This is a genomic window from Shewanella sp. c952 (assembly GCF_019654975.1).
Lineage (GTDB): Bacteria > Pseudomonadota > Gammaproteobacteria > Enterobacterales > Shewanellaceae > Shewanella.
This window is the reverse complement of the sequence record NZ_BPEW01000016.1, coordinates 73968-100775: the sequence shown is the minus strand read 5'-3', so window position 1 is coordinate 100775 and position 26808 is coordinate 73968. Positions and strand designations below refer to the sequence as shown.

21 protein-coding genes and 6 tRNA genes are annotated in these 26808 nt (G+C 42.1%); 12 read left to right on the top strand and 15 right to left on the bottom strand.

The window, feature by feature from the left end:
* Positions 1 to 26 precede the first annotated feature (26 nt).
* From K5R16_RS12410 to K5R16_RS12400, 3 genes are all read right to left on the bottom strand, one after another.
* A tRNA-Asn gene (locus K5R16_RS12410) sits at positions 27 to 102 on the bottom strand.
* A gap of 39 nt (positions 103 to 141) precedes the next feature.
* Positions 142 to 217: transfer RNA gene (locus K5R16_RS12405), tRNA-Asn, on the bottom strand.
* Between the two features lie 46 nt (positions 218 to 263).
* A tRNA-Asn gene (locus tag K5R16_RS12400) sits at positions 264 to 339 on the bottom strand.
* Between the two features lie 915 nt (positions 340 to 1254).
* On the opposite strand from K5R16_RS12400, the gene uvrB reads away from it, so the two are divergent.
* Positions 1255 to 3258 carry an excinuclease ABC subunit UvrB gene (gene uvrB / locus K5R16_RS12395; protein WP_308440819.1) on the top strand — a complete coding sequence of 668 codons (2004 nt, stop codon included), beginning with the start codon at positions 1255 to 1257 and terminating at the stop codon, positions 3256 to 3258.
* Between the two features lie 337 nt (positions 3259 to 3595).
* On the opposite strand, the gene rrtA is transcribed toward uvrB, so the two are convergent.
* Together rrtA and queC are read right to left on the bottom strand one after the other, a co-directional pair.
* Positions 3596 to 4174, bottom strand: coding sequence for a rhombosortase (rrtA, locus tag K5R16_RS12390; protein WP_220737872.1), 579 nt, complete (start codon positions 4172 to 4174; stop codon positions 3596 to 3598).
* Between the two features lie 5 nt (positions 4175 to 4179).
* Positions 4180 to 4866, bottom strand: a complete 687-nt coding sequence (gene queC / locus K5R16_RS12385) for a 7-cyano-7-deazaguanine synthase QueC (RefSeq protein WP_220737871.1) — start codon at positions 4864 to 4866, stop codon at positions 4180 to 4182.
* A gap of 131 nt (positions 4867 to 4997) precedes the next feature.
* Here queC and queE point away from each other — a divergent pair, with 131 nt between their 5' ends.
* A complete protein-coding gene (gene queE, locus K5R16_RS12380; protein ID WP_220737870.1) occupies positions 4998 to 5666 on the top strand; it encodes a 7-carboxy-7-deazaguanine synthase QueE in 669 nt (222 codons plus the stop codon).
* A 436-nt stretch (positions 5667 to 6102) separates the two neighbouring features.
* Here the strand turns inward: queE and K5R16_RS12375 are convergent, their stop codons facing one another.
* From K5R16_RS12375 to K5R16_RS12360, 4 genes are all read right to left on the bottom strand, one after another.
* Positions 6103 to 7179 carry a PLP-dependent cysteine synthase family protein gene (locus K5R16_RS12375; protein WP_308440818.1) on the bottom strand — a complete coding sequence of 359 codons (1077 nt, stop codon included), beginning with the start codon at positions 7177 to 7179 and terminating at the stop codon, positions 6103 to 6105.
* A 225-nt stretch (positions 7180 to 7404) separates the two neighbouring features.
* Positions 7405 to 7489 (bottom strand) — tRNA-Tyr (locus K5R16_RS12370).
* 72 nt (positions 7490 to 7561) lie between these two features.
* A tRNA-Tyr gene (locus K5R16_RS12365) sits at positions 7562 to 7646 on the bottom strand.
* A gap of 30 nt (positions 7647 to 7676) precedes the next feature.
* Positions 7677 to 7761, bottom strand: a tRNA-Tyr gene (locus K5R16_RS12360).
* 141 nt (positions 7762 to 7902) lie between these two features.
* Between K5R16_RS12360 and K5R16_RS12355 the strand changes: the two genes are divergently transcribed.
* The 3 genes from K5R16_RS12355 (at position 7903) to K5R16_RS12345 (ending at position 11052) form a co-directional block, all read left to right on the top strand.
* Positions 7903 to 8385: a VC2046/SO_2500 family protein gene (locus K5R16_RS12355; protein ID WP_220737869.1), complete on the top strand. Its 483-nt coding sequence runs from the start codon at positions 7903 to 7905 to the stop codon at positions 8383 to 8385.
* Positions 8386 to 8457: 72 nt separating this feature from the next.
* The gene (locus K5R16_RS12350; protein ID WP_220737868.1) at positions 8458 to 8745 is read left to right on the top strand and encodes a DUF406 family protein; all 288 of its coding nucleotides are present in this window, start codon (positions 8458 to 8460) and stop codon (positions 8743 to 8745) included.
* 135 nt (positions 8746 to 8880) lie between these two features.
* The gene (locus tag K5R16_RS12345) at positions 8881 to 11052 is read left to right on the top strand and encodes a bifunctional diguanylate cyclase/phosphodiesterase (protein WP_220737867.1); all 2172 of its coding nucleotides are present in this window, start codon (positions 8881 to 8883) and stop codon (positions 11050 to 11052) included.
* A 19-nt stretch (positions 11053 to 11071) separates the two neighbouring features.
* Here K5R16_RS12345 and K5R16_RS12340 read toward each other — a convergent pair whose 3' ends face one another.
* Positions 11072 to 11548 carry a YchJ family protein gene (locus tag K5R16_RS12340; protein ID WP_220737866.1) on the bottom strand — a complete coding sequence of 159 codons (477 nt, stop codon included), beginning with the start codon at positions 11546 to 11548 and terminating at the stop codon, positions 11072 to 11074.
* Positions 11532 to 12119 carry a nuclear transport factor 2 family protein gene (locus tag K5R16_RS12335; RefSeq protein WP_220737865.1) on the bottom strand — a complete coding sequence of 196 codons (588 nt, stop codon included), beginning with the start codon at positions 12117 to 12119 and terminating at the stop codon, positions 11532 to 11534. The genes K5R16_RS12340 and K5R16_RS12335 overlap by 17 nt, the downstream gene beginning before the upstream one ends.
* Before the next feature lie 308 nt (positions 12120 to 12427).
* Between K5R16_RS12335 and smrA the strand changes: the two genes are divergently transcribed.
* The gene (gene smrA, locus K5R16_RS12330) at positions 12428 to 13021 is read left to right on the top strand and encodes a DNA endonuclease SmrA (RefSeq protein ID WP_220737864.1); all 594 of its coding nucleotides are present in this window, start codon (positions 12428 to 12430) and stop codon (positions 13019 to 13021) included.
* Between the two features lie 132 nt (positions 13022 to 13153).
* Here the strand turns inward: smrA and K5R16_RS12325 are convergent, their stop codons facing one another.
* Positions 13154 to 14989, bottom strand: a complete 1836-nt coding sequence (locus K5R16_RS12325; RefSeq protein WP_220737863.1) for a M2 family metallopeptidase — start codon at positions 14987 to 14989, stop codon at positions 13154 to 13156.
* 185 nt (positions 14990 to 15174) lie between these two features.
* Between K5R16_RS12325 and K5R16_RS12320 the strand changes: the two genes are divergently transcribed.
* On the top strand, positions 15175 to 15822 hold the full coding sequence (locus K5R16_RS12320) for a TetR/AcrR family transcriptional regulator (RefSeq protein WP_220737862.1): 648 nt from the start codon (positions 15175 to 15177) through the stop codon (positions 15820 to 15822).
* A 5-nt stretch (positions 15823 to 15827) separates the two neighbouring features.
* Entirely contained in the window at positions 15828 to 18110 is a 2283-nt protein-coding gene (locus K5R16_RS12315; protein ID WP_220737861.1) for an acyl-CoA dehydrogenase, read from the top strand.
* Positions 18111 to 18521: 411 nt separating this feature from the next.
* Here the strand turns inward: K5R16_RS12315 and pyk are convergent, their stop codons facing one another.
* Positions 18522 to 19961 (bottom strand): pyruvate kinase, encoded by a 1440-nt coding sequence (gene pyk / locus K5R16_RS12310; RefSeq protein ID WP_220737860.1) that lies wholly within the window; start codon positions 19959 to 19961, stop codon positions 18522 to 18524.
* Between the two features lie 184 nt (positions 19962 to 20145).
* A complete protein-coding gene (locus tag K5R16_RS12305) occupies positions 20146 to 21000 on the bottom strand; it encodes a MurR/RpiR family transcriptional regulator (protein WP_020912492.1) in 855 nt (284 codons plus the stop codon).
* A 313-nt stretch (positions 21001 to 21313) separates the two neighbouring features.
* On the opposite strand from K5R16_RS12305, the gene zwf reads away from it, so the two are divergent.
* From zwf to K5R16_RS12285, 4 genes are read left to right on the top strand one after another with little or no spacing between them, the layout of a single operon-like run.
* Entirely contained in the window at positions 21314 to 22786 is a 1473-nt protein-coding gene (zwf, locus tag K5R16_RS12300) for a glucose-6-phosphate dehydrogenase (protein ID WP_220737859.1), read from the top strand.
* A gap of 9 nt (positions 22787 to 22795) precedes the next feature.
* A complete protein-coding gene (pgl, locus tag K5R16_RS12295) occupies positions 22796 to 23500 on the top strand; it encodes a 6-phosphogluconolactonase (protein WP_220737858.1) in 705 nt (234 codons plus the stop codon).
* A gap of 9 nt (positions 23501 to 23509) precedes the next feature.
* A complete protein-coding gene (edd, locus tag K5R16_RS12290; RefSeq protein WP_220737857.1) occupies positions 23510 to 25336 on the top strand; it encodes a phosphogluconate dehydratase in 1827 nt (608 codons plus the stop codon).
* A gap of 21 nt (positions 25337 to 25357) precedes the next feature.
* Positions 25358 to 25999, top strand: a complete 642-nt coding sequence (locus K5R16_RS12285) for a bifunctional 4-hydroxy-2-oxoglutarate aldolase/2-dehydro-3-deoxy-phosphogluconate aldolase (RefSeq protein WP_220737856.1) — start codon at positions 25358 to 25360, stop codon at positions 25997 to 25999.
* Between the two features lie 90 nt (positions 26000 to 26089).
* Here K5R16_RS12285 and eco read toward each other — a convergent pair whose 3' ends face one another.
* Positions 26090 to 26671 carry a serine protease inhibitor ecotin gene (eco, locus tag K5R16_RS12280; protein ID WP_220737855.1) on the bottom strand — a complete coding sequence of 194 codons (582 nt, stop codon included), beginning with the start codon at positions 26669 to 26671 and terminating at the stop codon, positions 26090 to 26092.
* Positions 26672 to 26808: the final 137 nt, after the last annotated feature.

The window sequence follows — 26808 nt, the reverse complement described above, 5'->3', positions numbered from 1 at the left end:
TTATTTATTAAACGTTGATAAAAAATTGGCTCCCCAGACTGGACTCGAACCAGTGACATACGGATTAACAGTCCGCCGTTCTACCAACTGAACTACAGGGGAATTGCATTTTTTATCAATATTTAGCTGTCTATATAAAAGTGGCTCCCCAGACTGGACTCGAACCAGTGACATACGGATTAACAGTCCGCCGTTCTACCAACTGAACTACAGGGGAATTGCTCTTTTATAATTACAGATAAATATCTGATTAACTTAAACTTTGGCTCCCCAGACTGGACTCGAACCAGTGACATACGGATTAACAGTCCGCCGTTCTACCAACTGAACTACAGGGGAATCGAATAAGTTACGTCTCGTTGAAGACGGAGCGCATATTAAATCGCTCTTACAACTGAGTCAACTCGACAATGGAAAAAAAGTGGATTTATCGGGTTAAGTGTTCATCAAATGCGCATCATGGTGACGAATGCACCATATTTTACATTAAGTGAGCAGTTAGAATGCAAGTATATGAGTTAATCGTAGTTTTCGATTAGTTTTAAGCAATGTCGAGTGAAAGGGCGCAAGTTGTGGACGGTACAATAGTTTCAAATGTAATAAAATTACAAAATCTTTGCCTGTAATACTAAAGTAGCAGGGTTGGTTAAAAGTCCCGCTATAGCAAGGCTTAGGTGAGTTATCCACTAAATCTGTGGATAAGCCTGTGGGTTAAGTGAAAAAATCTGTTGCAAACGCCTATGTATAGGGGCTTGAGGTTAAAATGCACAATTTTGCCAAGATTTATTTTTATTGTTTAAAAACATATTGATGCAAAAATCAACAGTTAATTTCAGCCTCTCATCAAATTGTTGCTAATTTGTAACCAGCTAATGTAGCTGGATTGTGAATTAAAGCACCATGTTTAGGCAAGTTCAGGGCAAGGAGGAGGCCTAAGTTACTGATTGTTGGCCTGTCACAAACTTTCACCTGAAGAAACAGAAACCGTCATATTAATTCGCTATAGGGATATCTGTTGAACAAGCCATTTTGCCATGTCGGATAAAACTTATTGTCTATTGCCATTACAAATTAGAAAGTAGCTGGATGCTTCGGTTTGCCCTAAGGAGAGAGGTTTGTGGCATATTTCTTGGTTATTTGTAATGTTTTAATATGGATTAGATAGTGAGACTCAACATAATTTTAGCGCTTAGCCCCATCTGAATGTTCAAATAGGGTAAAATACGCCCAAGAAAAATGAGGAAGCTTAACTTAGTGTCTGAATCTGTATTTCAATTGGAATCCCAGTATAAACCTGCTGGCGACCAGCCGACAGCCATTAATCAACTCGTTGATGGTTTAGAGTCTGGTTTGGCAAGCCAAACCTTGTTAGGGGTAACTGGCTCTGGCAAAACCTTTACTATTGCTAATGTAATAGAAAAAATGTCGCGTCCCACAATAATAATGGCACCTAATAAAACACTGGCGGCACAGCTTTATGGTGAGATGAAAGAGTTTTTTCCTCACAACGCCGTAGAGTATTTCGTTTCTTACTACGATTATTACCAACCTGAAGCCTATGTGCCTTCAACTGGGACGTTTATTGAAAAGGACGCTTCTGTTAATGCACATATTGAGCAGATGCGCTTGTCTGCCACTAAAGCATTATTAGAACGCAAAGACGTGGTGTTGATTGCATCAGTATCGGCGATTTATGGCTTGGGCGATCCCAAGTCCTATATGAAAATGTTATTGCATCTTAGAGAAGGCGCAATAATGGATCAGCGCGATATGCTCAAACGACTCAGTGAGCTGCAATACACGCGCAATGATATCGAACTGCAGCGTGGTACGTATCGTGTTCGCGGTGAAGTGATTGATGTGTTTCCAGCTGATTCTGACAAACATGCGATTAGAGTAGAACTTTTTGATGATGAAATTGAGCGTTTAAGCTTATTCGATCCGCTAACTGGTCACATCATGAAGCGTATCGCGCGAATTACTGTTTATCCTAAGAGTCATTATGTGACACCGCGAGAATCGATATTGGCGGCGACTGAACATATAAAAGAGGAGCTTCGTGAGCGTAAGAAGCAGTTATTAGACCTTAATAAACTCATAGAAGAGCAGCGCATTACTGAGCGGGTACAATATGACGTCGAAATGATGACGGAACTTGGCTACTGTTCAGGTATCGAGAACTACTCTCGCTATCTCTCTGGGCGTGCTTCGGGTGATGGGCCGCCAACATTACTCGATTATCTGCCTGAAGATGGCCTGTTGATTATCGATGAATCCCACGTCACGGTGCCTCAAATTGGCGCTATGTATAAGGGTGATCGTTCACGAAAGATGAATTTGGTTGAGTATGGGTTTCGTTTACCTTCGGCACTCGACAATCGCCCGTTAAAATTTGAAGAGTTTGAAGCGCTAATGCCACAAAGCATTTTTGTTTCTGCAACGCCAAGTGATTACGAGATTAACAAGTCTGAAGGGGAGATTGCAGAGCAGGTTGTAAGGCCTACTGGACTTCTCGATCCTGAGATCGAAGTTAGGCCTGTAGGCATTCAGGTAGATGATTTGCTCTCTGAAATTGGTAAGCGTGTTGCAGTTAACGAACGGGTGCTTGTCACGACATTAACTAAAAGAATGTCGGAAGACCTGTCTGAGTATTTGGATGAACATGGCGTTAAAGTAAGATATTTGCATTCTGATATCGATACTGTTGAGCGTGTTGAGATCATTCGCGACCTTCGACTAGGTGTATTTGATGTGCTTATTGGCATTAACTTACTGCGTGAGGGGTTAGACATGCCAGAGGTCTCTTTAGTCTGTATCCTTGATGCAGATAAAGAGGGCTTCTTACGTTCTGAGCGCTCTCTTATTCAAACAATTGGCCGCGCTGCGCGTAATGTTAACGGTAAAGTTATTCTGTATGGCGACCGTATCACTAAGTCTATGGATAAAGCGATTACGGAAACAAATCGTCGTCGGGAGATGCAGCATCAGTACAATCTTGATAATGGCATTACACCTAAGGGTGTCATCAAGCGTATTACTGATGTTATGGATGTGGGTGATAGTAGTAAAGTGTCGAGCAAGTTGGGCCAAGTCGCAGAGAGTGACGCTGATTATCATGCCAAACCTGCGGATATCAGTCATGAGATTGATAAGCTTGAAAAGCAGATGCATGAACATGCTAAGAATCTAGAGTTTGAAGAGGCTGCAGCGATCAGAGATAGAGTTGGCAGATTACGTGAACAATTTATAAAGGCGTAACAGAAGCTCAATTGGGAATTTAATCGAATAGGAGACTGAGGTCTCCTATTTTTATCTAGGGGCTGTTGATCTTTCGAGCTTAGTTTTTGTTCGGTTCTTTACCGTAAGGAATAATGCTTCTAGTACAAGGCTTGAGCGATAAAGCTTTACTGGCTAAGTGAAAAGCTCATAACACATTCTACTCATAAAAGAATAGAAGCATTGAATCGAACCCAAAGGGCAGCGTTTCTTGGCTATTTTTACTGTGTTGTAGACTATTTGTGGAGAATAACTAAACGGCATAGCCTCCGCCTTGTTAAAATAGCCAATAAACTGCGGCAAAAACAACCGTGAAAGATCAACAACCCCTAATACTTTTCACTTGATTAAAGCCATAAAGACACGCTAAGCAGATAAAACCACTGACTACGCCAATCAAATGCGCCTCAGTGGCAACACGAGCACCAATGAGTGATGTTACTTCCTGGCTGGCGCCAAAGGTTTGCTCATAGAGCACTTTTAAAATAACTCCCAGCGTTAATAAGTAACCTGTTTTGAGTCCTTTGCTTATATCTAGCACGGCTCCATAAACAAAAAGTCCATGTAATAGTCCACTTAGGCCAACGTAACCTAGGGTATTTGGAAAGAATATGAGTAATGCTAGCCCTTGCATTAAACCTAAGGTTAAAACCATAACAGTGAGCGTTTTGGCGCTGTAATGTGGTTCAAACAATAACACTATTACCCACAAACCAGCCAAGTTCATGCCTAAGTGCCAAATGTTGGTATGCAGGAAATTTCCACTTAATAACCGCCACCATTGGCCCTCTAAAATGTTGTCTCTTCTATAAGCCAAAGCATCATCTAAACCTAAAAAGAATAGAGCGATGCAAAGCAAGCTTACTAATGTGACGACAAAGTAGGGGCTTTTGAGCATGGGCGTCATTTTGTGCATTTAGCGGCTAGCTGCGCTTGGATCACTGTTGAGTTAGCTAAATATTCATCGAGCCCACGTTGTCGTAATATACAGGCCGGACATGTACCACAACCATCGCCTTTTAATCCGTTATAGCAGGTAAGAGTCTGATGGCGAACTAACTCAAGGCTGTTGTATTTATCTGCAAGCGCCCATGTTTCTGCTTTATCGAGCCACATTAATGGTGTGCTGATGGTGAGCTGCTTATCCATCCCTTGCATCAGTGCCGTTTGCATTGATTTAATGAACTCATTGCGACAATCAGGATAGCCAGAGAAATCTGTTTCGCATACTCCCGTAATGATAACATCGGCATTGATTTGATAAGCATAGATCCCTGCAAGAGTGAGAAACAGAATGTTTCGGCCTGGAACAAATGTATTAGGGATTGAGTTACCGTCTTTATTCTCTTCGATAGGGATATCGCGGGTGAGGGCTGAAACCGTTAGATCATTTAAGATCCCAACATCTAGCACCTGATGACTGCTAGCGCCCAATTTTGAAGATAATTCTTTGGCTATCTCAATTTCTTGCCTATGCCTTTGGCCATAATCGAAAGTCACACAATGAACTTCATCATATTGGGTGAGTGCTTGAATTAGACAGGTCGTGGAATCTTGGCCGCCAGAAAATACGACAATTGCTTTTGACATAATAATAGAACTTCAATTTATAAAGAGATGCGATGCGATAGTTTAACGCAGCGAGGTCTGCATTTAAACTACTTGCTACACGGTTAAAAATCCTCTATAAATGCGCCCCTGCTGAACTCGAGGAAAATATGATGAATTATCCAGTCAATGAAGTGTTTGAGACCATACAAGGTGAAGGCTATTTTACCGGAGTACCGGCCATTTTTGTTAGGCTTCAAGGTTGTCCTGTTGGCTGCGCTTGGTGTGATACTAAACACACCTGGGACGTTATCGAGGAAAATCGAGTCGCACCTGAGTTAGTGATCCAAGTTGACGGAACGATAGGGCGTTGGTCTGAGTTAACCTGTGAGCAATTGGTTGGTGCTTTCAAAAGCAAGGGATTTACGGCTAAGCATATAGTGATCACTGGCGGTGAGCCTTGCATGTACGACCTGTCTGAGTTAACCCGCTACTTACATCAAAACGGCTATCAGACACAGATAGAAACGAGTGGCACCTTTGAGGTGGCATGCGACAGTGATACTTGGGTTACCGTCTCGCCCAAGATCAATATGAAAGGTGGTTATAAGGTACTCGCACAAGCGCTTGAGCGTGCAAATGAAATTAAGCACCCTATTGCCACAAGCAATCATATTGATGAACTAGATGCTCTCTTAGCCGATATTGATTTAGCTGATAAGACGGTCTGTTTACAACCTATTAGCCAAAAGCCAAGAGCGACTGAACTTGCGATGAAGACTTGTATCGAGAGAAATTGGCGTCTATCAATTCAAACGCATAAGTATCTAGATATAGATTAATAACAAAATTTGTATTAAGGCTTTTGGTTAACGGTATTAATCCGTTGCGAATGCTACAAAATACAGCCCTTGTGAGTAACACTCAGCAAGGGCTTTTTTATACGTATGACTTATTACCAATGGCATTAAAAGTTTGACCATTCAGCGGGAATTCAAAACGCTGTAGGCAAATAGTGGGATTTGAGCTAATCGTTATTCTCGGCTTTGCCATCCTGCTGCGCTCTCGATAATTGCTCCTGCAGTATTCTACCTTAGACCATCCTTGGTCTCGTACCTCCTAAATCTGACCGCCAAGGAGGGCCGGTATGTTTTGTTTTGTATGGAACAAAATAGACCATTTAGTCGTATATCCAAATCGTATAACGAAGCATACAAGGTTTTGCCAAATTTTTACCTAAGCCGCACTGAACGGGTCAAGTACTTAAAGCAATGGGTATTATTTAGCTGCCGGACAATTAAGCACACTGGTATCACTAAAGTAATCTAGCGCGTTGTTGTAAGGTGTTAAGTCGCCAATGTTGTCTTCAATCCACTGTGTATCGTAATAGGTATCAAGGTAACGATCACCAGAGTCACAAATCAAGGTCACAATTGATCCAGTCTCTCCTCTCTCAGCCATCTCTGATGCGAGCTGTAGGGCGCCGTAAAGGTTTGTTCCTGTCGATGGGCCAGTTTTACGTCCGATAATTTTTTCTAGCCAGTTTATGGTAGCCAAAGATGCAGGATCTGGAATTTTTCGCATCTCATCGACAACGCCGGGTATAAAAGAGGGTTCAACTCTTGGGCGACCGATCCCTTCAATTTTACTGCCATTAGTACAGGTGATATCAGCGTTACCTGTATTAAAGTAATCAAAAAACACTGAATTTTCAGGGTCAACAACGCACAGCTTAGTCGCTAGTCGTTGATAGCGAATATAGCGTCCAATTGTCGCTGATGTGCCACCGGTGCCAGGGCTCATAACAATCCATGATGGGATAGAGTGCTGTTCTCTTTCCATTTGATTAAAAATGGAGTTGGCAATGTTATTGTTACCACGCCAATCGGTAGCACGTTCAGCGTAAGTAAACTGATCCATATAATGGCCGTCTAACTCTTTGGCTAAACGCTCTGATTCAGCGTAGATCTTACTTGAATGATCGACAAAGTGGCATTGGCCACCGTAGAACTCTATTTGCTGTATTTTTTTCTTTGCGGTACTGCTTGGCATGACGGCAATAAAAGGCAGTCCAAGTAGGCGGGCAAAGTAGGCTTCTGATACAGCGGTGCTGCCTGAAGATGATTCGATAACTGTGGTGTTCTCTTTGATCCAGCCATTACATAGAGCGTAAAGAAAAAGTGAACGAGCGAGTCTATGTTTCAAACTACCAGTAGGGTGGGTACTTTCATCTTTAAGGTAAATATCAATGCCACTCAAATTGGGAGTATCAAGTTTTATTAGATGAGTGTCTGCACTTCGTTGAAAGTCTGCATCGATTTTTTCGATGGCTTGATTTACCCAAGAACTAGTCACAATAAGGCCTTTGATGTTGATCAGAAAGCTAAATCATAGTGAAATTAAGGGCACAATGGTAGAGACAATAACAGATAATAATCAGAAATTTAGAACCGTAACAATAGCTCGTAACTTGATTAACTTTGAAGTTACAAATGAACGCTATTGAGTATTTTTAAATTAACGGAGAAAGATGTTGAGCAAAAATTTGCGTCGAAGAGATATAGAAAGAGAGTTAAGAAGTGGTGGAGGGAGAAGGATTCGAACCTTCGAAGGCTGAGCCATCAGATTTACAATCTGGTCCCTTTGGCCACTCGGGAACCCCTCCACATTTTCTTACTTTTTACTGCACACAATATTGACCTACTGTGTTTATTACATTTCAATTTGTTGATAGAAGTGGTGGAGGGAGAAGGATTCGAACCTTCGAAGGCTGAGCCGTCAGATTTACAATCTGATCCCTTTGGCCACTCGGGAACCCCTCCACATATCTCTTTCTACAAATTGTGCGCAAATGGTGGAGGGAGAAGGATTCGAACCTTCGAAGGCTGAGCCGTCAGATTTACAATCTGATCCCTTTGGCCACTCGGGAACCCCTCCTCAATTGCGGCGGCAATAGTAGTCAGAATTTTTTCTCATGTAAAGCTTAAATTTAAAATAATTACTAAAGTAATCTGCTAAGTGGTCGATTAACTATCAACAGGTTGTTTTATCGGTTTTTTTTTATGCAAATAGCGCATTATGCAAGCAGTTAGCCCTTTAGTTAACGAATTACAATTAGGCTCGCGTCTCAACAGCGCTGTTGAGTCGAATCGGCGTGGTGAATTTGCTTTATTGCTATCACTGATGTCTGCCGATGCTCGTGATATGGCGCAATTCCACACTCCGGAGTTCAAACAAGAAGATCTGCGCGCCAAATTTGAACTAGGAGAAAGACAGCCATTGATAAAACGACTCGCTACAGATTCTCCGGTGACGAATAACAGCTCTGCATTCCAAAATGGTGGTGTGACAGCTTTTAGATTAAATAATGCAGTGGACGAAGAGGCACTTGTGATCCGTGGGAATGATCAATTAGACATGGAGGAGGTCATGGCTAACTGTGACATTCACACTCGCAATCGATACCAGAACATTGTCACTGAACATCGCGTAAAACACACTCACTTTGTTGACCATTTAGTCATGCAACGACAAATGAGTGAATTAATTGCTCAAGCTTGAGAATGATCCCTTTGTTATACATAAAGCTGATATATAATTAAGTCACAATTATAAGTTTGAGAATCGGTTCACATGAAAAATATTCAAAAAGCACAATCAGATTTAGTTAATGATACGTGTAATGATTGTGGTAGCTTTGTTGATGTTGGCGCCGTAATTGATGAGCACGATACCGTTTTAGAGATAACACTGACAGGTGAAAACGCTTCGACATTGGCAAATGAAGTTGCTGAAAAAGCTAAAAATCGTTTCGAAGAGGTCGGTAGTGTAGTTGCAACTAGCGGTGATAAACTTACATTAACGCTAACATTCTCATTTAGTGCAGAAAAAATGATCTTCCAATTAGAGAATAGTTTGTAATTTAAGGCAGTAATTGTTGCTGCTGTAACGGCTTCTCGTGTATCTTAATGCACTATAAAAAATAAAAATTAGGTTTGGCACTAAGACTTCAAACCATTTGGTAGACCATTTGTTTACCGTTTTTTAGGATATAGAGTGAAGAAACATAGATACCAGAAATTGTTAGAACAAATTGTTAACTCAGAGGCTAAGCAATGTGGCGACTTTTCTGCCACTGCTAGATTGGCTGCTGAATTACTTTTAGAACAGCTCGTGGTATCGCGAGTTGTTATTTCTGGTTTCAATGAAGAATCAAATATCCTTGAAAATGTATACCGCACCGCAGCCTCTTCAGTCGTGTCTGCAGACGTTTCTCGTCCATTGCCATCACTTTGTCAGGCTTTTGTTGAAGAACTTAGGGTTAACCGCCATATAGCGTCCGACAACTGCATATCAGATCCACGCCTCGTTGAACTTAATTCTTACTATCGTCAACACAAGGTTACTGCAGCCTTAGAGGTTGCGATAAGGATAAATGGCCACTTAGAGGGGATATTAAGTTTAGAGCGTGATAGCGACCTGTCGCCCTGGCAAGAAGCTGAAATACAATTAACATCGCAAGTTGCTGATCAACTCGCGTTAACGTTAGCGACTAAATACGCTTACGATAAAGATGAAAGGTTGAAATTGTTTTTGTCTGCCACGGAGCAGTCAGATCAAATAATGATGGTGGTAAATCTAGCCTCAACAACCATAGAGTATGTTAATAACGCTCACTTTGTATTAACCCAAATCCCCAAAGACCAGATTATTGGACGCCCAGTACAAGAATTATCGTTTTTTAAACAATTTCCAGACAAAGCCGAAATCGTACTGACTAGAGCAAAAGCAGGGGAAAGCTCTGAAGAAGAGATTAAACTTGTTCGTCGCGATGGAACTGACTACTGGGTGAGGCTCTCTGTTAAACGCTTCATCTCAGAAAGAGGCAATCACTTTGCTCTAATTAATGCAGATAACTGTACGGAGCAGCATCAACATCAAAGTGAGCTTGAGCGGTTGGCTTGGCGCTGCGGGTTAACCGGTTTATATAATCGAACGCATTTTGGCAGAGTGTTAGATAGGGCCAAAGAGGGGCATCTTGTTCTCATAGACCTTCGTGGCTTTAAACGTTTTAACGATACTTATGGCCATGCCAATGGCGATTTAATGCTAATAGAAGTTGCTAGGCGGATTAGACATTTCGCAGACATTAACCATATCGATGAGGTCGCTCGGATTGGTAGTGATGAATTTACAGTCTTAATTAGCGACTCCCGTGATGTTGCTGTCATCACTCCGCTAATCGAGCGTTTATATAATAATTTGGAACTACCGGTTAGCATCGGTACAGAACAAATTGAACCTAAACCGGCTATAGCAGCAGTTGATATTGCCTCTATTGAGCAGTTATTCCCAGCACTAACCTGTGCAGATATTGCCCTGCAGTATGCAAAGAATAAACAGGGTAGTGCAATACAAGTGTTCAACTCAGCTTTATTGAATGCATTTAAGGATGATGCACAGGTAGAGCGTGACTTAGCGGTTGCGATAAAGGGACGTCAATTCGAGCTTTATTACCAGCCGTTAAAAGATTTGAGGAAGCAGGCTTATATCGGCGCTGAAGCACTCATTCGATGGCATCACCCTAAAAAAGGCGTGTTATACCCTGGGGCGTTTATTAATATTGCCGAGCAAACGGGACTTATCACTGATATCGGTTCATGGGTGCTCGAAGCTGCATGTAAACAGTTAAATTTGTGGCAGCATCGCCAAATTGATATCTCAATGCACGTTAATGTTTCCGCTAGGCAGTTTTTTAGCGGCACGTTGTTTGAACAAGTTTGGGAGTTAATAGGCCGCTATCGTTTAAAACCTCATAGCTTGATATTGGAAATTACTGAAACTGAATTAATGGAAGATATTCGTTCTGCTACTAATTTATGTAACGAACTTGCAGAGTTAGGGGTAGGGCTTGCCATTGATGATTTTGGTACTGGTTATAGCTCAATGCGTTATCTAAAGCAGTTCCCTATCAGTAAGCTTAAAATTGACCGCTCATTTATTTCAGATCTTACCGTCAGTCATGAAAGCCGTGAAATTGTCAGTGCGATTATCGCCATGGCATCAGCACTCAATATCTCGCTGACTGCTGAAGGTGTTGAGACTAAGGAGCAGGAACTTTTCTTAGCGGATCATCTTTGTCATCAAGCCCAAGGTTTCTTATATAGTCCAGCGCTAAGAGTTTCTGAATTTGGTGAATTCCTGGAAGAAGCAACGGCAGTTCATTAAGGAATTAGTATCTAAAGCCTTATAAACAACACAGCTTAAACTTCTTTTTACTTCCACAGATACATGGTTCATTTCGTTTTGGATATACGGGGCTATGTTGGACCCCTTCGGTGTAATACCAACGACCATTTTCTTTTATAAAATCAGAACCTTCGTGTATCGCATCCAATTTACTATTATCTTTAAACCAAGCTTGAAAAGTCACTTTTCCCTGTAGGTCTAATACAGACGAATCGATGACTTCTAAACAAAGCCAGTTTGGTTGAGGACCTTCACTGAGTAACTCCGCAGTTAAACCGCACAAGTATTGCTGATGGTGAGTTTCAATTAAGTAATCAAATAGCCCGAAATAGAAAGCAGTGAAGCGTGAGCGCATTAACTGTTCAGGGCTAGATGCTAGCGCCTTTTTTAAATGTAATGGTTCACAGCAGTTTTTGTAGTTTGTTCCTGAGCAACATGGACACTCTGTTACTGGGTCATTATTTGGATTGGTCATCAAATTTAGGCTTTTCAAAGCTATTTAGGACAGTAAATTGCCGACCATAATATAGGTTTGATGAGGGCTTAGCATTAAAATAAAAAGAAGCTTCAGCTCTATTGTTAGTATCTACGGTTAAATACCATTTACCATCATCTTTCTTTTTGGACACCGTCACGAATTTACCCGCAAATTCGCTTACAGGCTCTCCAGCATCAACTGATGGATGAAAGCGAATAAGGTAGTAGCCAATATCAGTTGCGCTTGAACCTTCAATGTTTCTTTCTATGACTCTAAAGTCGACCTCTATTTTGGCATTTTTATGCTTTATCTTACCAAAAAAGGTTTTGTACAATTCGACAATATTGTCACGGCCAACGGTGATCTCTTCGCCTTGGCTTTCTGGAATATAGCACGCATCCTCAGAGTATATAGAGTGGAGACGGCTAACATCTAATTCATTAAATGCTTCGTTGAAGTGATCATAAAGTTCATTCAATGCTTCGTTATCATTAGCGAAAGCGAAACCTGCTGCCGAGAAGTAGAGGCAAATAGTTAGCACTAAATGGTTTATAGCTTTTTTTAACATGTATGGCTTCAAAACAGTAATTCCTACCATCACTATAATCGACCACATGATTGAACAAAAGAATTAGATCTTTACAAAGTGTGTAGATTTAATGTTAAAGCGATTAACTGAACAAATTTACGTCAGGAGATTATACGAGTTGTTGTTTCACGCGGTTTTGAAATCGTCGCTGGGATGAGGTGGTATTGATTACTCCTATGCGATACATCATGCGCTGAATTTGTACTCAATTGCGCTAGGGTTGTATTGGTTAATACGATGCGCTGGAGTAGACTGATATTAGTTCAGCGACTGAGTAGGGGTTAGTGATGTTGGAAGAAGATATGACAATGTTTATGAATGAAATGTCAGGCGTGACGCCGATGAAAAATAACCTAACCAATGCTTCAGTCCTCAGTATTAAAGCAACTGATCCACAGTTACTGAGGCGTAAAGAGCTAGAAGCCAATGAATCTTTACTTAAACTAACGTTAGATGTAAATCAAATCAAAGCGACTGAACCTGACAAAATAATTGGTTTTAAACGAGATGGTGTACAAAGTGCTGTATTTGACAGGTTAAGCAGCGGAGGTTATCGAGTCGCTAGCGAAGTCGATATACACCAGTTAAAGCTGGTGTTAGCAAGAGAGGTATTGTTTCAGTCGATTGAGCAAGCTATTGGGTTGGGGCAGCGAAGCATTTTAGTTATTCATGGTAAAGGTGCCAGAAGTAAACCTATTGCAGCTTTGATGAAGTCCTTTACCGTCAACTGGTTAACTCAAATTGACTCAGTGCTCGCGTTTCATAGCGCAAAACCGCACCATGGAGGAACCGGAGCGCTGTATGTCATGTTAACTAAATCAGCACAAAAGCGAATTGAAACACAAGAAGTTAACCATAAAGGTGCGAGTACACGTTTATAAAGCGAGGCATTTTGCCAAGAGTGGCATATCATCAGATTTATCGCTGCATCGCTATTTAGCACAAATTAAAAGGCCATTTAAGATAAACTAAATGGCCTTTATCGATTGAAACGCTAATGCTTTAGCTTGCCTCTACCAACCACATTGTCGGTTCGCCGTTTTATTTTGCTCATCCAACCAAATTTGCAATGGTGCGAAGTAATCAAGTACAGCCTTTGCATCCATCTCTTTAGTGCCAGTAACCGCAGCAAGTGCTTCAGGCCAAGGTTTACTTTGCCCCATTTCTAACATGGTGTTTAACTTGGCGCCAGCTTCTTTATTTCCATAAATACTACAACGGTGAACCGGTCCGTTATCGCCAGCAATCTCGCATAAGGATTTGTGGAATTGAAACTGTAGTATATGGGCTAGGAAATAGCGCGTGTAAGGTACATTGCCTGGCACATGATATTTTGCACCTGGATCAAAGTCTGACTCATTACGTGCAATCGGGGCTTTTACACCTTGATATTTTTCACGTAGATCCCACCAAGCTTGGTTATATTGCTCAGGGGTGATTTCGCCGCTAAATACTTTCCAACGCCACTGATCGATCATTAATCCGAAGGGTAAAAAGGCGACTTTGTCTAATGCCTGTTTTAGCAGCAAGCCGATATCCTTCGATGCGTCAGGCACTTCGTCTAGTAGACCAATCTGTTTTAAATAGTTTGGTGTAATTGATAATGCAACTGTGTCACCAATGGCTTCATGGAATCCATCATTGGCACTATTTTTAAAGATAAATGGTTGTTCTTTATAGGCGCGTTGATAGAAATTGTGTCCAAGCTCATGATGAATCACGGTAAAATCTTCAGCCGTTTTCTGGATACACATTTTAATGCGAATATCATCTTCGTTATCCAAGTCCCAAGCGGACGCATGACAAACTACGTCTCTATCTTTAGGTTGTACAAACAAAGATCGTTCCCAGAAAGTATCTGGTAATGCCTCGAAACCGAGAGAAGTGAAAAAGCTCTCAGCTTGCTTGACCATTTTGACTTCATCATAGTTATGCTTAGCTAGCAACTCGGTAACATCGTAACCTGGATCCGCATCTTGCGGAGCGACTTGGTCGTATACGTTGCCCCAGCTCTGGGCCCACATATTACCTAAGAGATGAGCGGGAATTGCACCTGTTGCTGGTGCGACTGTGTCACCATATTGCTCATTAAGCTCGCCGCGCACGTAACAATGCAGAGAGTCATAGAGCGGCTTTACTTGTCCCCAAAGACGGTCCAATTCATTTGAGAAATCGTCAGGTTTCATATCATATTGACTGCGCCATAACTCAGATAAGTTCTGATAGCCAAGATCTTGCGCTCCTTCATTGGCCAGTTCGACTTCTCGTTCGAATAGCGGTCGCATAGGCTTAGAAATTTCACGCCAGCCTTTCCAGACCTCAAGCAGTTCTTCGGGGTTGTTAGATTCGCCCATTATTGCAGAAAGTTCAGGCTGCGTTAAACAACGTCCATCTTCAAAACAATACTTTCCTTTGCCGTAAAGCCCATTTAATTGTGCACTTATATTGGCCAGTTCAGCATTTTTAGCAGGATCTAACGGAGCTGGCAGCACGATTGAGCTGCGTAATATATTTAATTTTCTTTTGTCTGCCGGATCTAATGTTAAATCGGCATATTGAGCTGATTCAGTCGCTAGCTTTACAGAGGTACCAGTGTACTTCTCTGACACACTGGCTGAAAGCGCGGCGGTGTCTTCAGTAATAAAGTTACTGTAGATCCACTCTGAGCGATTTATTTCAATAGATAGATCAGCCATTGTAGATTCAGCGTCAGTAATAAACTGTTTAGCTTCCGCTATTTTATCAACAGCAGGTGCATCCGTTGCTTCTGTTTTATTACAGGCTGTTGCGCCGAGCGAAATGGCTATCAATGCTGATAGCTTAGAAACCTTGGTAAAGGTCATGTTCATCTGTCCAAATCCCTTGTTATTTTTGTGTTGCTTATTTTACTTATTTTGTTGCTGATTGATAGTGGTGAGGCATAGATGAAGAAAATAGCGCACATATGTAAGGTAAACAGGGTTTTTGTTTGACAAAAAGCAAGCGAGTGTTTAATTTAAACGAGTGTTTAAATTGAATTAATAAAGGCAACGGAATGGCAAATCGCTCCGATACAAAAACAAGAATACTGGATGCAGCAGAAAAGCTATTTGCAGAGAGAGGATTTTCAGAAACATCTCTCAGATTAATAACAAGTAAAGCTGAAGTAAACCTTGCGTCAGTCAATTACCACTTTGGCTCGAAAAAAGAGCTGATTAGAGCGGTGCTAGCCCGTTATCTTGATGTTTTCATGCCTGCTGCTGCAGACGCTATTGTCGCGGTTCGTAATGCCGATGCCAATGCATCACTAGATGATATTTTTTCAACTCTGGTTAATCCCTTACTTGAGTTAAACAAATTAAGAGCTGAGGGGACAACAACCTTTTTGCAGCTGTTGGGACGCGGTTATATAGAGAGCCAAGGTCATTTACGCTGGTTCATCACGACTCATTATGGCAAGTATTTAAGCTTATTTGTAAAGGCTGTTAGCGAAAGTACACCACATATTCCTCCCGCAGAGATGTTTTGGCGATTACACTTTACCTTAGGTACCGTTGTTTTCACTATGGCGTCAGCAGATGCATTAACCGAAATTGCTGAGGCAGATTTTGGCGAACACAATGATATAGAAGCAGTTATCCGAAAAGTTATCCCTTATTTGTCGGCGGGGGTTTCAGTTCCAGTTAATAAGGATGCAAACTAGAAATTATGTTTATTACGCTATTAATACTGTTAATTATCGCTGTAGTAGTGATTTTTGCGGTGAAGAACATCAGAATGCAGTTAATCACGCGACCTGTATTTAGTTTTTTTAAAAAAGTTCTACCACCTTTATCGGACACTGAGAAAGAGGCTATGGAAGCCGGTGACGTTTGGTGGGAAGGAGAACTATTTAAAGGCAAGCCGAATTGGCAGATGCTGCATAGTTATGGCAAACCAGCGTTAACTTCGGATGAGCAAGATTTTATCAATAATCAAGTTCAAACAGCGTTATCGATGATTGACGACTATGACATTGTCAGCAATAGAAAGGATCTACCGCCTGAACTGTGGGAATACTTTAAAAAAGAGGGCTTCTTTGCGCTTATTATTCCCAAGAAGTACGGCGGACGTGCATTTTCAGCCTACGCTAATTCAACGATTGTTAGCAAAATAGCCAGCAGAAGTGTCAGCGCTGCAGTAACCGTGATGGTGCCTAACTCATTAGGTCCTGGCGAGCTATTAACTCATTATGGCACCACCGAACAAAAAGATATTTGGTTACCAAAACTTGCTGATGGCCAAGCGATCCCTTGTTTTGCGCTAACTGGCCCAGAAGCGGGCAGTGATGCTGGGGCAATACCTGATACCGGTATTGTGTGTCGTGAAGAGTTTAATGGTGAGCAAACCTTAGGTTTAAGGCTTAATTGGAATAAACGTTATATCACGCTTGCCCCGATTGCTGATGTGTTGGGTCTAGCGTTTCAAATGCACGATCCTGACGGTTTGCTTGGTGAGCAGAAGCAAATAGGTATTACCTGTGCACTTATTCCTACCGACCATCCCGGTGTAGAAATTGGTCGACGCCATGATCCATTGCACTTGGCCTTTATGAACGGTACCACTCAAGGGAAAGATGTATTTATCCCACTAGATTGGATTATCGGTGGGCCGCAATACGCGGGTCGAGGATGGAGAATGCTGGTTGAGTGTTTATCTGCTGGCCGTGGAATTTCATTACCTGCTCTATCTACTGCGTTAGGCCATATGGCAACTAAAACAACAACGGCTTATAGCGCCGTTAGACAGCAGTTTGGAATGCCGATCGGCCAGTTTGAAGGAGTGCAAGAAGCACTTGCTCGGATCATTAGTAATACTTACCAGTTGGAAGCCGCGAGACGTTTAACAACTACCGGTATCGACCTTAATGTTAAACCCTCTATTGTGACAGCAATTGCTAAGTATCATATGACTGAGCTTGGCCGAAATGTTATCGATGATGCGATGGATATTCAGTCAGGGAAGGGGATTCAACTCGGCCCGAAAAATTACTTAGGAAATGCCTATATTGCACTGCCAATTTCAATCACGGTTGAAGGTGCTAATATCCTTACCCGTAGCTTAATGATTTTTGGCCAAGGCGCTACACGTTGCCATCCCTATGTACTTGCAGAAATGGAAGCTGCGGGAATGGAAGACAAAGCAGCAGGGCTAGAGCGGTTTGATTCACTGCTAACAGGTCATATTGGTTATGCCGCTCGAAATGGCTTTAGCGCTTTTAGTCATGCGGTAACGGGGAGTCTCTTCGCTTCATCGCCTGTGAGTGGTGAAACTAAGCGTTATTACAAGAGCATGACCCGCTTATCTGCAGCGTTAGCGATAATGTCTGATATGTCAATGTTAATGCTTGGCGGTGATTTGAAGCGTAAAGAGATGTTGAGCGCTAGATTAGGCGATGTCCTGAGTCAGCTTTACCTAGCATCAGCGACGTTAAAGCTTTTTGAAGATAATGGCCGTCAATTTGAAGATCTGCCCACAGTTAAGCATGTAATGGCAACAAGATTACACCTTGCTGCAAAAGCGTTAGATGAAGCGATTCGAAATTTTCCGAATCGGATTGTTGCTGGTCTTTTGCGGGTATTAATCTTTCCGCTAGGAAATCACTTTAACCAAGCTGATGACAAGCAGTCTATTGAAGTGGTTAATTCGATGAGTAGTCCAGGGCCTGCTCGTGACCGATTGACTTTCCTATGTCCAGATATCGATAACGATGCTAGCGGTATCGCCGATGTTGAGCGTGCATTTGTCGCTAAGTATGAATGCAAGGAGCTATTTGTCCGTATGAAACAGGCTCAGAAAGAAGGCAGTTTAGCTAGAAAATTAGCGCCTCAAGCTTTGTTTAACTCGGCACTAGAAATTGACTTAATTAGCAAAGAGGAGCATCAACAACTTGTCGTTGCAAATGAATTAAGGTTAGCAGCGATAAATGTCGATGACTTCGAAGCGCTTTAACTTGATCAAGACTGTTGTGATGTAATAAGCATAACCCGTTTTTTGAAAGCCGCTGAATAACTTCAGTGGCTTTTTTTGGGTTTCATTTTAGCTACTGACGAAAACATAAAACGCTTGAAACTAAGGTATAAATCGCTGATGTAGGGCTATATGAATGAGGGAAGCAAGGTAGCGTTGTAACACATGGTGATGTATTTGTTTGAATGACCAGAGAGTCTATGTAATGAATATATGGAGTTAGTCGGTGTAAATGAGCAAAAGGCGTCTAGCGTCAGATATGACAGCTTGCTCTCTTTTGCATAACAGCTTCATTAGCACTTTTATCGAAAGGGCTGAAAATAAAAAAGCATGTCTGTTATCAACAGACATGCTTTTAAAAGGTATTTATAAGCCATTTAACTGGCGAGTAAATTAAGCTACAACAACAACCTTGCTAGTGTTAGTACCACCAACAGTTTCCATTGCATCACCTTTAGTCATCATCGCCATGTCACCGCTATGTAGGTAACCCGCTGCCGCTAATGTTTCAAGTGCTTTTTGTGCAACTGCTTCTGGAGCATGGGCAGTTGAGTCAAAATAAACTGGTTGAACACCACGGTAAAGCGCCATCTTAGCAAGAGTCACTTCATGACGAGACATCGCAAAAATAGGCAGCGCCGAACTGATGCGAGACATCATTTGCGGTGTTGCACCAGATTCCGTTAATGCAATAATCGCTTTAATACCATCTAGATGGTTCGCTGCGTACATTGTAGAAAGTGCGATAGTTTCTTCAATCGTTGTGAACTGTTGATCAAGTCTATGCTTTGATACCTGCACACTTGGGTGCGACTCAGCACCTAAACAAACTTCAGCCATTGCTTTAACAGTTTCTTCAGGGAAGTCACCAGCGGCTGTTTCAGCTGAAAGCATGACAGCGTCAGTACCATCAAGTACAGCGTTTGCAACGTCCATGACTTCAGCACGAGTTGGCATTGGACTTGTTATCATAGACTCCATCATTTGAGTCGCCGTGATAACAGGCTTGTTTAGCTGACGAGAGCGGCTAATCAGTTTCTTTTGCACTGCTACGAGCGCTGGGTCACCAATTTCAACGCCTAGATCACCACGAGCAACCATGACGGCATCAGAGGCAATGATCACATCATCCATCGCTGCGTCAGACACAACGGCTTCAGCACGTTCAACTTTAGAAACGATGAGTGCATTACTACCCGCTTCTTGAGCTAATTCACGTGCATAGTTAAGATCTGCACCGCTACGTGGGAAAGAAACAGCAAGGTAATCAACTTTGATTTCAGCCGCAGTAATAATATCACGCTTGTCTTTTTCAGTTAATGCAGCAGCAGATAATCCGCCGCCTTGCTTGTTGATCCCTTTGTTATTAGACAAAGGACCAGCAACAGTAACAATAGTGTGAACCTTGTTACCTTCTACTTTTTCAACACGCAACTGAACACGACCATCATCAAGCATCAAAATGTCGCCTAGGCTGACATCTTTTGGTAACTCTTTATAGTCGATACCCACTTGATTCTCATCGCCTTCGCCTTTTTCAAGATCGCCATCCAAGGTATATGCTTGGCCTAAAGCTAGCTGTACCTTTTTGTTATCTTTAAAAGTTGAAATACGAATTTTAGGACCTTGAAGGTCACCAAGAACAGCAACATGAACACCAAGCTCTTTTGCAATAGCTCGTGTATCGTCTGCGCGTTTTTTGTGGTCTTCTGGTGCACCGTGAGAAAAGTTTAAGCGAACAACGTTAGCGCCGGCAGCAATAATGCGGCGTAGGTTGTCATCACGGTCAGTGGCTGGGCCCAAAGTTGTTACAATTTTGGTTCTGCGGAACATGACATACTCCGTTAAGTTTTAAAAAATTCTGACACTATATTAACAGACAATACCCTTAAATGTAGTAAAATTACGAACAAAATGATCTATCTCAAGTTTTTAATTTTGTGAACCCTTGCAACATTATTAGACTAAAGGACAGTAGAGCGTTTGCTAAACTGTCCTAAAACATGTCGAAAGCCACTTACAGAATGGGATCTTTGTCTATTCTAGATTCTTTCAATACTTCTTTAACTCGCTTCAAATTCTCACGGAAACGAGGACCTCGTCTTAGTGTGAATCCTGTCGCTAACACATCTATTATAACCAACTGTGCTAAACGTGATGCCATTGGTAGGTACATATCGGTGTCTTCAGGGACTTCCATTGTTACAGGCAGTGTACATACCGTAGAAAGCGGAGAGTTACGTGCGGTAATGCCTATTACAGCTGCACCATTTTCTCGAGCGAGTTTTGCTATATCAATGAGTGACTTAGTTCTACCTGTATGGGAGATTAGCACCACAACATCACCTTCATTACTGTTGATACAGCTCATACGTTGCATTAGAACATCGTCGAAAGAGATGACAGGAACATTAAAGCGGAAAAATTTATTCTGTGCGTCATGGGCAACAGAAGCTGACGCGCCAAGGCCAAAGAAAGAGATTTTCTTTGCTTGAGTCAATACATCAACAGCCTTATTAATCGCGGTGGTATCGATGCTTTGTCTTGCGGTATCGAGCGATGCCATTGAAGATTCGAATATTTTGGTGGTATATGAATCGGGACTATCGTCTTCTTCAACATGGCGACTGACGTAAGGCGTACCATTAGCTAGGCTTTGGGCCAAATGTAACTTAAAGTCTGGAAACCCTTTAGTATCTAGTCGACGGCAAAAACGGTTCACCGTTGGCTCGCTGACATCTGCCATTTTGGCCAGTGTAGCTATACTAGAGTGAATCGCGGTTTGCGGTGAAGACAGAATAACTTCTGCAACTTTACGTTCAGATTTACTAAAATGGGTAAGGCTTTTTTGAACCTTTTCTAGGGTATTCATATACGTACGTCCACTCAATAGTAATGTAGTTTTATTATATTTTTGTAGTGCTTTAGAAAGCTAAGCAAGTACAACACTGGCTAAACATTTAAGCTTGAATAAAATTATAAAGATAACAGGTACAAAGATGATAAAATTTAGTAATTTTATCACGAAAGCATATCAGAGATTGTGTCAACATGCCTAATAGACTGACTTGAAGTTTATTATAGAATTTAGATGCAATTACTAATTTCTGTTGTTATATTACAACAAACATGTGAAATCTCATCAAAAATGGTGGGACACAGGATCAAAAGGAGATTTTGAAGCTATGGGCATAACAACACCAGAAGCCAAAGCTTGTGATTTTGTTCTATTTGGTACCAAAGGTGACCTCGCTAAGCGAAAGTTACTACCGTCTCTATATCAGCTTGATAAAGCAAACCTACTCAATATAGATACCAAGGTACTGGGCGTTGCCAAAGATGACTTTACTCAAGAAGAGTATCGTGAACTTGTAACAACGGCACTGAAGACATTTGTAAAAGATGATTTATGTGAAGAGACCGTAAATCGTTTTTTAGATCGTTGTCATTATGTAGGAACAAACTTTACGGTTTCTGAAGGCTATAAAGCATTCCACGATGTGCTAGAGCCTGAGAAAAGAGTGATGGTGAGCTATTTTGCGACGCCACCCTCAATATTCGGCGATATCTGTCGTTGCCTAAATGAACAAAATCTTATCTTCCCTGATTCTCGTGTTGTATTAGAAAAACCTATCGGTTCAGATCTCGCCACTTCTAAGATCATTAACGATCAAGTCTCAGCTTACTTCAATGAAAATCAGGTCTACCGTATTGACCATTACCTAGGTAAAGAGACGGTACAGAATCTGCTGGCGTTGCGTTTCGCTAACTCTTTGTTCGCCTCTAAATGGGATAATCGTACCATTGACCATGTGCAGCTAACCGTCGCAGAAGAGGTTGGTATTGAAGGGCGTTGGGGCTACTTTGATAAAGCTGGCCAGATGCGTGACATGATCCAAAACCATCTGCTGCAAGTTTTGACCTTAGTTGCTATGGATCCTCCCGTTAACTTAGACGCCGATAATATCCGCGATGAAAAAGTGAAAGTACTTAAATCACTGCGTCCAATCAACTCGGATAATATTTACGAAAATACAGTTCGAGGCCAATATTCAAGCGGATTTCTAAAAGGTGCACCGGTACCAGGCTACCTAGAAGAAGAGGGCGCTAATGTTCAGTCAAACGCTGAAACTTTCGTTGCGCTTCGCGTTGATATCGATAACTGGCGCTGGGCAGGTGTTCCCTTCTATTTAAGAAGTGGCAAGCGTATGCCGTTTAAGAGCTCTGAAATTGTGGTTTATTTTAAGAACCCACCACACAATCTATACAGCTCTAACTACCGTAATTTACCACCTAACAAGCTGACTATTCGTCTACAGCCTCATGAAGGGGTTGAGATTCAGATGTTGAACAAGGTTCCTGGCCTAGGTGAAAAGCAGCGTTTGCAAACGACTAAGCTTGATTTAAGTTTCTCTGATACGTTTAAAAACGAGCGTATTGCAGATGCATATGAGCGTTTGTTGTTAGAAGCGATGTTGGGGAATCAAGCATTATTTGTTCGTCGTGATGAAGTTGAACAAGCATGGAGTTGGGTCGATGGCATCATCCAAGCTTGGGAAGAAACAGACGAGAAACCAAAGTCTTACCCAGCAGGCACATGGGGCCCAGTTGCTTCAGTCGCGCTTATCACTAAAGACGGTCGTTCTTGGGACGAGTAGGGGATCAAGATGATTAAAGAAAGTGTTTTTAAATCTTTTGACAATAAAGCTGCGCTTGAAGCGCAACTTGCAGAGCGTATCGCCAATCAATTGCAAGAAGCGGTTGATGCTAGGGGGAAAGCGAGTCTAGTTGTCTCTGGTGGTTCTACGCCATTAAAGCTTTTTGAATTACTAAGTAAAAAAGCCATAGATTGGAACGATGTTTACATTACATTAGCGGATGAGCGCTGGGTCGATAACGATCACAGTGACTCTAACGAGCGGTTAGTCAGAAACAATCTACTGCAAAACCGAGCGGCTAGTGCCAAGTTTTGTGGTTTGAAAAATATGTACTCTTCTCCCTATGAAGGTCAAATAATGACCTCGGAGCAACTGGCACATTTTCCAAAGCCGTTTGATGTCGTTGTCCTTGGTATGGGCAATGATGGACATACATGTTCTTGGTTCCCTTGCGCTGACGCAAAAGAACTTGAGCACGCATTAACAAGCGATGACTTATGTGTAGCGGTTACCCCTGGTAATGCACCACACGCACGTATATCGCTTTCAAAGGCTGGCATTCTTGCAAGCCGTCAAATCTATTTACATATCGTTGGTGAGCAGAAACTTGATGTTTACCGACAAGCACTGGCAGATAACGATAGCAGTGAAATGCCGATCAGAGCAGTTCTCGATCAGCACAAAACACCCGTCGATGTTTACTGGAGCGCCTAAGGAGTAATTATGCACACCGTTGTACAGTCTGTGACAGACAGAATTATTGAACGAAGCAAAGATTCCCGCGCTAAGTACCTTGCGGCTTTAGAAGATGCAAAAAATAGAGGCGTGCATCGTAGCGCATTGAGCTGCGGTAACTTAGCCCATGGTTTTGCTGCGTGTAATCCAGCTGATAAATCATCGATTAAGCAGCTAACCAAAGCGAACATCGGTATCGTTACCTCTTTTAACGACATGTTATCTGCGCATCAACCGTACGGTGAGTACCCAGATCTGCTTAAACAGGCTTGTAATGAAGTTGGTAGCGTTGCACAAGTTGCTGGTGGCGTTCCAGCGATGTGTGACGGTGTCACACAAGGTCAGCCAGGTATGGAGCTGAGTTTGTTAAGCCGTGAAGTCATTGCGATGGGCACCGCGGTAGGCTTGTCTCACAATATGTTCGACGGTGCGTTGCTACTCGGTATTTGCGATAAAATCGTCCCCGGCCTGCTTATTGGTGCATTGAGTTTTGGTCATCTGCCAATGCTATTTGTCCCAGCAGGACCAATGAAGTCTGGTATTCCTAATAAAGAGAAAGCGCGAATTCGTCAAAAGTATGCTCAAGGCGAAGTCGATAGAGAAGCGCTGCTAGATGCAGAATCAAAATCATACCATAGCGCTGGTACCTGTACTTTCTACGGTACAGCAAATAGCAATCAGTTGATGCTTGAAGTGATGGGTTTACAGCTGCCAGGTTCATCTTTTGTCAATCCAGATGATCCTTTACGTGAAGTGTTAAGCAAAACAGCTGCTAAGCAGGTGTGTCGCTTGACCGAAATGGGTACGCAGTACACGCCAATTGGACAGATCGTTTCTGAAAAATCTATCGTTAACGGAATCGTAGCATTGTTGGCAACAGGTGGTTCAACTAACCTGACCATGCACATTGTTGCTGCAGCACGTGCCGCTGGTGTCATTATTAACTGGGATGATTTCTCAGAATTATCTGATGCGGTACCACTTCTTGCTCGTGTTTATCCAAACGGGCATGCTGACATTAACCATTTCCACGCTGCTGGTGGCATGGCGTTCTTGATTAAAGAACTGCTCGATGGCGGACTGTTACATGAAGACGTAGAGACCGTTGCAGGCTTCGGATTGAAACGTTACACCCAAGAGCCACAGATCCGCGATGGAGAATTGACGTGGGTTGATGGTCAGAAAACAAGTTTAGACTCAGAAGTGTTAACCAGCTTAGACAGTCCTTTCCAAGCTAACGGTGGTTTAAAATTACTAAAAGGTAACTTGGGCCGAGCAGTTATAAAAGTCTCAGCAGTACAAGAACAGCACCGTATCGTTGAAGCGCCAGCAGTTGTTATCGATGATCAAAATAAGCTTGAAGCAATCTTTAAAGCTGGTGAGTTAGATAAAGACTGCGTAGTGGTTGTAAAAGGCCAAGGGCCTAAAGCCATAGGTATGCCTGAACTGCATAAACTAACCCCTATCTTAGGTACGCTGCAAGATAGAGGTTTCAAAGTAGCACTGCTTACCGATGGTCGAATGTCTGGAGCATCGGGCAAAGTCCCTGCTGCTATTCACCTAACACCAGAAGCGTTGGATGGTGGCATGATTGCCAAGATCCACAATGGTGACTTGGTTAGAGTTAATGCAACAACAGGTGAGCTAAGCCTTTTAGTTGATGAAGCTGAATTACAGGCTCGAACCGCTGAAAAAGTTGATTTACAAAAAACAAGCTATGGCATGGGACGTGAACTATTCGGAGCACTAAGAGCTAGCTTAAGCAGTCCTGAAACCGGTGCTCGCAGTACTAGCGCCATAGATGAAAATTATTAAAGACTAAGGAAGAGTAACGCAATGCTTGAGAATAACTGGTTAATTCAACCACAAGATATTTTTAATCGCAGCCCTATTGTTCCTGTCATGGTGATCAATAAGATTGAACATGCAGTGCCATTGGCTAAAGCACTTGTTGCTGGCGGTATTAGCGTATTAGAGGTGACTTTACGTACTGATTGCGCTCTTGAAGCCATCAGCAAAATAGCCAAAGAGGTGCCGGAAGCATTAGTGGGTGCAGGTACTATTTTGAACGAAGCACAGCTTGCACAGGCAGTGAATGCTGGTGCGCAGTTTGTTATCACTCCAGGTGCAACCACAGATCTGCTTAAAGCGGCAATGGCAGGCACTACACCGTTAATACCTGGTGTAGCGAGTATCTCTGAAGTCATGGAAGGTATGGCACTTGGATATACCAACTTTAAGTTCTTCCCAGCAGAAGCTTCTGGTGGCGTGAATGCACTTAAGGCATTTTCTGGACCACTAGCGGACATCCGTTTTTGCCCAACAGGTGGTATCACCCCAAGTAGTTACAAAGACTATTTAGCGCTTAAAAACGTAGATTGTATCGGCGGTAGCTGGATTGCACCAACGGATGCGATGGAGCAGGGTGACTGGGATAGAATCACTGCGCTATGTAAAGAAGCCATCGGCGCACTTTAAAAGCTACTATTGCAAGCCTTATTATAGATATGGCTGGGCAGTCACTAAAAAAGCTACCTTGGGGTAGCTTTTTTTAATTCCAAATAAATATTATTTAGCTTTAGCGCCTGAATAAGCGAATGGAGCTTCTACTTTCCAAACTCTATAGCGTACCTGACTGTTTTCAGGCAGATAAATGACTTTAGGTAGACGACTATCATAAGCGATTTTTAAACTTCCTTGAATCGGAAGAAATTGCTCGGTTAACGCTTTATCAAAGCAGGCCATCATTGTACTTGGTCCTTCATTAATACTGTCTACTTGGTAATAGTTGTAGCCCCATCCCTCCACTGATAATTGTTTTAATTCACCTGCAAGGCCATGCTTATTGCAATCTACCATTTTGGTTTGGCCAATTTGGATTTCAAGCATGTAATCAGCTTCATTATCTAATGTGTTTAGAGTCAATATGTGTTGTATCTGCCCCTCTTTTGGAGCTGGAAACATTTTAGAGGCTTCTTGTGGGACATAATCTGTCGCTGAATAGACCTGTGCATTGATCATAGGTTGTACCGTTTGGTCAGGTTTTACTGGTGACGTAGCGCTAGCTGAAAAAGTCGCTGCGGTGAGAAGAAGGCCCGTTGCTAGGCTTAAACTACGTACTTGCTTGTTTGAAAATGGGTTCAAATTCATAATGGCTCCAAAATATAAAATGATTAAACTGACTTGCGATACCTCTACTAACGGCATTAAAACCAAAAGGGGTTAAATATTACTTAATTATTTATAGTTTATTTCCATTTTTTGTAAAAACCAAATAAAACAAAGCA